Annotated in this window: 6 protein-coding genes and 1 pseudogene; all 7 read left to right on the top strand. The window is 73.2% G+C overall.

Features of this window, described 5'->3' with window-relative positions:
• Positions 1–27 precede the first annotated feature (27 nt).
• On the top strand, positions 28–453 hold the full coding sequence (locus AOK23_RS12165; RefSeq protein ID WP_055521704.1) for a phage tail protein: 426 nt from the start codon (positions 28–30) through the stop codon (positions 451–453).
• A gap of 16 nt (positions 454–469) precedes the next feature.
• Positions 470–1,195 (top strand): CIS tube protein, encoded by a 726-nt coding sequence (locus AOK23_RS12160; protein WP_055712738.1) that lies wholly within the window; start codon positions 470–472, stop codon positions 1,193–1,195.
• Positions 1,195–3,096 carry a VgrG-related protein gene (locus tag AOK23_RS12155; protein WP_055712737.1) on the top strand — a complete coding sequence of 634 codons (1,902 nt, stop codon included), beginning with the start codon at positions 1,195–1,197 and terminating at the stop codon, positions 3,094–3,096. The genes AOK23_RS12160 and AOK23_RS12155 overlap by 1 nt, the downstream gene beginning before the upstream one ends.
• A 90-nt stretch (positions 3,097–3,186) precedes the next feature.
• Positions 3,187–3,621 (top strand): GPW/gp25 family protein, encoded by a 435-nt coding sequence (locus AOK23_RS12150; RefSeq protein ID WP_055539368.1) that lies wholly within the window; start codon positions 3,187–3,189, stop codon positions 3,619–3,621.
• Positions 3,621–5,579 carry a putative baseplate assembly protein gene (locus AOK23_RS12145; protein ID WP_055712736.1) on the top strand — a complete coding sequence of 653 codons (1,959 nt, stop codon included), beginning with the start codon at positions 3,621–3,623 and terminating at the stop codon, positions 5,577–5,579. The genes AOK23_RS12150 and AOK23_RS12145 overlap by 1 nt, the downstream gene beginning before the upstream one ends.
• A gap of 206 nt (positions 5,580–5,785) precedes the next feature.
• A complete protein-coding gene (locus AOK23_RS12140; RefSeq protein WP_055712735.1) occupies positions 5,786–6,343 on the top strand; it encodes a phage tail protein in 558 nt (185 codons plus the stop codon).
• Positions 6,340–6,954, top strand: a pseudogene (locus tag AOK23_RS47805) (hypothetical protein); the annotation flags it as partial. The gene AOK23_RS12140 and the pseudogene AOK23_RS47805, both read left to right, overlap by 4 nt.

Genomic DNA, 6,954 nt, shown 5'->3' with positions numbered 1-6,954 from the left:
CCCCAGCCCCCAGAAAGGCCGCCCCCGATGTCCCGCGATCTCGACCCGGGCTCCACCATCTTCTTCACGCTGACCATCGACGGCGAGAGCCTCGGGTACTTCAACGGGTGCGAGGGACTCTCGTCGACGGTGGAGATCGAGCACCGTCAGGAGGGCGGGAACAACGGGTTCGTCTGGCAGCTGCCGTCCCGTGTCACCTTCTCCACCATCCGGCTGACCAGGCCGCTGACGCCGGACACGGCGAAGGTCGCGGCGTGGATCTCGTCCGTCGCCACCGGTGTGAAGCGGCCGACCGCCCAGATCGCCGCGCTGCGCGCGGACGGCTCGGAGGTCGCGCACTGGGGGCTGATCGACGTGCTGCCGGTGAGCTGGCAGGGCCCCACCCTGGACCCGGCCAACCCGAGCGTCGCCACGGAGGTCCTGGAGATCACCCACCACGGGTTCACGGACTGAGGGGGCGGGACAGACCATGGCAAGGGGCACCAAGGGCGGCGCCGGCAAGAGCCTCGTGCGCGCCACGCTCGCCATCCACGAGCCGCCGGTCGGCACCAGCACCAGCAAGGGCGCGCTGATCGAGACGTTCGCCTTCGACTTCAACCCGGCGCAGTTGCAGCTGAGCCGGCGCGCGCAGTGGAAGGTGACGCCGACGGCGGCGGTGCGCGACGGTTCCGTACCGGAGTTCATGGGGCCGGAGCCCCGTGAGATGACCGTCGAGATCTTCCTGGACTCCTCCGCCAAGCCGGGCGCCACCACGGTGCTGAAGAAGGTGGAGTCGCTGATGGGGTGCTGTGAGGTGACGTCGAAGAGCATCGCCGCGAAGCAGCCCTCGCCGCCGTGGGTGGAGTTCCAGTGGGGGGCGTTCTCGACGGCCCGGTTCACGGCGTACGTCAGCTCCGTGGACGCCACGTACTCCCTGTTCGGGACGACGGGCGTGCCGATCCGGGCCACATGTCAGGTCCGGCTGCACGAGATCCCCACCAAGACCAAGGGCCAGAACCCGACCTCGGGCGCGCTGACCGCGCGGAGCGTGCACCGGGTGGTGGCGGGCGACTCGCTGCAGTCGCTGGCGTGGCGGGAGTACGGGAACGCGGCGGCGTGGCGGGCGATCGCCGAGGCCAACGGGATCGACGACCCGACCCGGCTGACGACCGGCGTCGTCCTCGTCCTCCCGGCCGCCGAGGAGGTGGGTCTCTGATGGTGAAGCCGTCCCACTCCAACGTCGTCCACGTCACCATCGACGGCAACAAGCTGCCGACCGAGTACGCCGATCTGCTCGTCGGCGGCTGGGTCGACCTGGGGGCGGGGGTGCCCGGCGCGTTCCGGCTGACGTTCCGCGACCCGCACGGGCTGCTGCTCGGCAAGCTGAACATCAGGTTCGGCTCGCTGGTGGTCATCGCCTCCGTCGCCGACGGCAAGGGCGCGGGTTCCCCGCTGCTCACCGGCGAGGTCACCGGGATGGAGACCGACTACGACGGCACCGGCACGTTCACCGTCGTCCGCGGCTACGACCCGGGGCACCGGCTGATGCGGGTGCGCAGGGTGGCCGCGTACCGCAACCAGACGGCCGCCGACATCGCCCGCAAGCTGGCCTCGACGAACGGCATCCCGGTCGGGCGGATCCAGGGCACGAAGACGGTCTACGAGTTCATCAGCCAGTCGAACGTCACCGACTGGGACTTCCTGGCGCGGCTCGCCGACGAGAACGAGATGGTGATGTCGCTGGACTCCCGGGGGAAGTTCCAGTTCGTCGAGCCGAAGCCGGCGTCGGGGGCGCCCGCGACGAGCACCCCCGGCGAGAAGAGTCCCTTCGTGTTCCAGGCCGGTGTCGACGTGCTGCGCTGCCGGGCCGCCGTGACCGCCGCCGACCAGGTCGACAAGGTCGAGGCGCGCGGCTGGAACGTGACCACGAAGAAGAAGCTCACGGCGACGACGAGGGCGAGCACCAGCCCCGGTGTCGCCATCGGCACCACCCCGCAGAAGGCCGCGAACCCGTTCAAGGCGGCGAAGCTCGTCGAGACCGACCACCCGTACGACCGCCAGGCCGAGGTCACGCACGCGGCGAGCTCCCTCGCCGACGACATCACCTCCGCGTTCGCCGAACTGGAGGTGACGGTGCGCGGCAACCCCGAGCTGCGGCCCGGGGTGCCGATCACATTGACCGACGTGGGCACCCCCTTCGAGGGCAAGTACACCTGCACCGCCGTACGGCACACCTTCGGCGACGGCAGCCACTACGAGACGTTCGTGACGGTCAGCGGGCGCCAGTGGCGCTCCCTGTTCGGCCTGACCTCGGGGGGTTCCGCGGCGGCCCCGAGGCTGCCCAGTGTGGCCAACGCGCTGGTCACCGACGTCGCGGACCCGCTGAAACAGGGCCGGGTGAAGCTCCAGTTCCCGTGGCTGGACGACGCGTACGTCAGCGACTGGACGCGGACGGTGCAGCTGGGCGGCAAGGGCGGCGGTGGGATCTTCCCGCTGGACGTCGGCGACGAGGTGCTGGTCGCCTTCGACCGGGGCACGCTGGACCACCCGTTCGTCATCGGCGGCCTCTACAACGGCGTCGACAAGCCGACGCCGGTCAAGGACGTGTGGCTGCACGACCCGGTCAAGAAGAAGGCGATCCGGCACACGCTGTCCGACCGGGACGGCAACCGGGTGGACCTCCTCAGCCAGCAGACGGGCCTGCGCAAGCAGGGCGTGCGGCTGGCCACCGGCAACGACCGGCTGATCGTCAACCTGGACCGGACGAAGACCGAGATCACGGTGGACAGCAAGGGCGCCGTGCGGATCAAGGGCGGCACGTCGGTGTCGGTGAACGCCGGTACGGATCTGACGCTGAGCGGGCGGCGGTCCGTGACCATCAGGAGCGGCGGGCCGCTCACCCTGCAGGGCCAGGGGCTGGTCGGTCTCCGCTCGCTGGCCGGCGCCGTCAACGTGTCCGCGATGGGCGCCCTCAACCTCAGCGCGACCGGCGCGACCACGGTCAACGCGGCCGGGACCGTGCAGATCAACGCCGTGGGCCAGCTGGGCCTCAAGGCCGTCAAGGTCGACATCTTCGGCGGGTTCTTCGTCAACACGATCAAGTACCCGTTCGGGTGAGGGCCGAGAAGGGCGCCGGGACGTCACGCACGTCCGACACCGAAGCGCCGCAGACACACACGTACGTCAGGAAGGGAGGCCGGCCCGCAGATGGCCGAGCAGTTCGTCGGGTCCGGTTGGGCGTTCCCGCTGCGCATCGGGCCGACCGGAGGCATCGCCCTGGTCAGCGGGGAGCGCGAGATCGAGGAGGCCATCCGGCTGATCCTCGCCACCGCGCCCGGTGAGCGGCCGATGCGCCCCGAGTTCGGCTGCGCCATCCACGACCTGGTGTTCGCCCCGGTCAACGAGGCCACCGCCGGCCGGATCCAGCACGAGGTGTACGCGAGCCTCGACCGCTGGGAGCCGCGCATCGAGGTCAGCGAGGTGGAGGTGACCGCCGGCGCGGAGCAGGGCGTGCTCTTCATCGACGTCCGCTACGCGATCCGCGGCACCAACAACCCGCGCAGCCTGGTCTTCCCGTTCTATGTCATCCCCTCCCACGACGAGCCGGACGTGACGTCCGAGGCTCCCGAAAGCGACCGCTGATGGCCCTGCCCTCCCCCAACCTCGACGACCGCCGCTTCCAGCAGTTCGTCGACGACGCCAAGCGCTACATCCAGCAGCGCGCCCCGGAGTGGACCGACCACAACGTCTCCGACCCCGGTGTCACCCTCGTGGAGACGGTGGCCCACATGGCCGACCAGATCGTCTACCGGCTCAACCGGGTGCCGGAGAAGAACCACCTCGCCTTCCTGGACCTGGTGGGCATCACACTGTTCCCGCCGTCCGCCGCCCGTACGGACGTCACGTTCTGGCTCTCCGCGCCGCAGGAGGAGCCGGTGCTGATGCCCGTCGGCACCGAGGTCGCCACCGTGCGCACCGAGAGCGAGGAGGCGGTGGCCTTCGCCACCGAGCACGAACTGACCGTCGTGCCGTGCGAGTTGCGGCACCTGGTGGTGCAGCTGAGCGGTGAGCCGGTCACCGACCGGACCGCCGACCTCGCGGAGGGCAAGGACCTGATGTGCTTCGCGGAGGCCCCCCGGCCCGGCGACTGCATGCTCCTCGGTCTGAGCGCGGCGGTCCCGTCGTGCGCGGTCGCGCTGGAACTGGACAGCCGCGTCGACGGTGTCGGCGTGGACCCCCGGCAGCCGCCGCTGGTGTGGGAGGCGTGGACGGAGGACGGCTGGGCCGCGTGCGAGGTCGACCGGGACGGCACGGGCGGCCTGAACCGGCCCGGCGCGGTCGTCCTGCACATGCCCGGCGGCCACACCCTGTCCCGCACCGGCGGCCAGGAGGCCGGCTGGCTGCGCTGCCGGGTCACCGAGCCCCTCCCCGACCAGCCCTTCTACACCACCTCCCCGACCGTGCGTGCCGCCGAGGCATTCACCCTCGGAGGCACCACCACCGCCGTGCACGCGGAGACGGTGCACGACGAGGCGCTCGGCGAGTCCACGGGCCTGCCGGGCCAGCGGCTGCGGCTGGCCCACGCGCCCGTGGTCGGCGACACCCCGCCGGTGCTGCTGCAGACCGCCGAGCACGAGGGCTGGACCGACTGGGAGGTCGTGCCCTCCTTCGCCGCGTCCACCCCGCACGACCGGCACATCACCCTCGACGCCGCCACCGGTGAGATCGCCTTCGGCCCGGCGGTCCGCGAACCCGACGGCACCCTGCGCCAGTACGGGGCCGTGGCCCCCAAGGGCGCCGTCATCCGGGCCCGCCGCTACCGCACCGGTGGCGGCCGCGCGGGCAACGTCGCCCGGGGTGCCGTCCAGGTCCTGCGCACGTCCATCCCGTACGTCTCCGAGGTCGTCAACCGGGAGGCCGCGCGCGGCGGTGTCGACGGGGAGACGGTGGAGGAGGCGAAGGTCCGGGCGCCCATCACCCTGCGCGCCCAGGAACGCGCGGTCACCCTGCGCGACTACGAGGAACTCGCGCGGCGCGCCGCCCCCGACACGGCCCGCATCACGTGTCTGGAGGGCGACGAGGGCGAGCACGGGGCGTACGCGGTACGGGTCCTGGTGGTCCCGCAGGCCGTGCCCGACCCCGGCGGCCGGCTGCGCTTCGAGCAACTCGTGCCCGGTGACGGGCTGTTGCGGCGCATCACCCGGCATCTCGACGAACGGCGCCTGATCGGCACCCGGTTGGCGGTGGGGCCGCCGTTCTACCAGGGGGTCACCGTCGTCGCCACGGTGCACGCCTTCCGGAGCGCCGACACCGACCGGGTCCGGCGGCAGGCCCACGACGCCCTCTACCGCCACCTCGACCCGCTGACCGGCGGCGCCGACGGGCGCGGCTGGCCGTTCGGCCGCCCCGTCCAGGCCGGGGAGGTCTTCGCCGTCCTCCAGCGGGTGCCCGGCGTCGAACTCGTCGACGAGGTCCGGCTCCACCCCGCGGACCCGCTGACCGGCAAACGGGGCGACCCCACCGACCGCATCGACCTCAGCCCGCCGTCCCTGGTGTTCTCCTTCGACCACCGGGTCCGAGTGATCGGGGACAAGCAGTGAGGGACCTCGACCGCTCCGGCACTCCCGACGGCGGGGCGTGGGCCTGCGACCGCTCCAGCCGACCCGACGACGGGACACAGGCCCTGGAGGCAGCGCGGGGTGGCGGCCTGTGCGGCTCCGCGGCGCGGGTGCGTCCGGCCGCGACGGCCCCGTACCCGGCACGCCGCCCCTTCCCCGGAGCGGGCGGGTACGAGGGGCGGCCCCGTATGAGGGGCTCCATAGACGGCCTCGGGTCGTCCTCCCCCATCGGCCACATGCTCCCGGCCGTCTTCGCCGACGACGACCTCGCGCAGCGTTTCGTCGCCGGCCTGGACGAGGTCCTCGCCCCCATCCTGGCCGTCCTCGACAACCTGGACTCCTACTTCACGCCCGCCCTCGCCCCGGTGGACTTCACGCGGTGGCTGGCCGGCTGGGTCGGCGCCGAGACCGACGGCACGGAACCGGAGGCCCGGCTGCGCGCGGCCGTCGCCGCCGCCGCGTATCTGCACCGGGTACGGGGCACCCGGCGCGGGCTGTCCGAGGCCGTACGGCTGGTGTTCGGCGTGGCACCGGAGATCAGCGAGAGCGGCGGCGCCGACTGGGACGCCCGCCCGCTGGGCCCGGTGCCCGGCGACCGTCGCCCCCATCTGCGCGTGTCGCTGCGGCTGCCGAACCCGACCCGCGCGGACGAACACCGGCTGGACGCCCTCGTGGCCGCCGCCCGCCCCGCCCACATGCCCTACACGGTCCACGTGACCGCCGCCGAAAGGACGCCCGAGACATGACCAGCCAGACCCCCGACACGGGCCGGGCCCGCAGCTGCGCCGAGTGCGGCACCCGCGGGGAGCCCGGCCAGTCCTTCTGCGACGCCTGCGGCGCGGTACTCGGCTGGTCCACCCTCACGGACGAGCCCCCGGCCCCCAGGACCACCGACCCCACACCCGACCGGGCCCCGGCGCGGCAGGTCACGGACCGCACGCCCGACCGGGCTCCGACCCAGCAGGACGCGGACCGCGCACCTGACCGGACCTCGGCCCGCCGGAACGCCGACGACGCCCCCGGCCACGCCCCGGCCGACGGGTACGGCGGGGACGGCGAACGCGGCACGGACGACACGGAACCGGCGTGGGACGCGTTCGCCCGCCCGGGCGCGGGCACGGGCACCGCCCGCACGGCCCACGACACGACCCCGGCCCGCACCGACGCCGACCCGGCCGCCCGCCGCACCCCTCAGCGCCCGGCGTCTCCCGAGCCCACGTCCGCGTCCGCGCCCGCCGGAACGGCCACCCCCGCGACCGCGCACACGGCGACCCCGACCGCGGAGCCGGCGCCCACGCCCGAGGGGACGGCCAGGACCGCCACCGCACCCACCGACACCACACCCACCCCGTCACCC

The organism is Streptomyces torulosus (assembly GCF_001419765.1).
Classification (GTDB): Bacteria; Actinomycetota; Actinomycetes; order Streptomycetales; family Streptomycetaceae; genus Streptomyces; species Streptomyces torulosus.
The sequence above is the reverse complement of the archived record's forward strand: the minus strand, read 5'-3'. Positions and strand labels throughout refer to the sequence as shown.

What these genes read in the sequence shown, in the direction of transcription:
- AOK23_RS12165 (WP_055521704.1), top strand. Translation starts at nt 28, where the DNA reads ATGTCCCGCGATCTCGACCCGGGCTCCACCATCTTCTTCACGCTGACC.
- AOK23_RS12160 (WP_055712738.1), top strand. Translation starts at nt 470, where the DNA reads ATGGCAAGGGGCACCAAGGGCGGCGCCGGCAAGAGCCTCGTGCGCGCC.
- AOK23_RS12155 (WP_055712737.1), top strand. Translation starts at nt 1,195, where the DNA reads ATGGTGAAGCCGTCCCACTCCAACGTCGTCCACGTCACCATCGACGGC.
- AOK23_RS12150 (WP_055539368.1), top strand. Translation starts at nt 3,187, where the DNA reads ATGGCCGAGCAGTTCGTCGGGTCCGGTTGGGCGTTCCCGCTGCGCATC.
- AOK23_RS12145 (WP_055712736.1), top strand. Translation starts at nt 3,621, where the DNA reads ATGGCCCTGCCCTCCCCCAACCTCGACGACCGCCGCTTCCAGCAGTTC.
- AOK23_RS12140 (WP_055712735.1), top strand. Translation starts at nt 5,786, where the DNA reads ATGAGGGGCTCCATAGACGGCCTCGGGTCGTCCTCCCCCATCGGCCAC.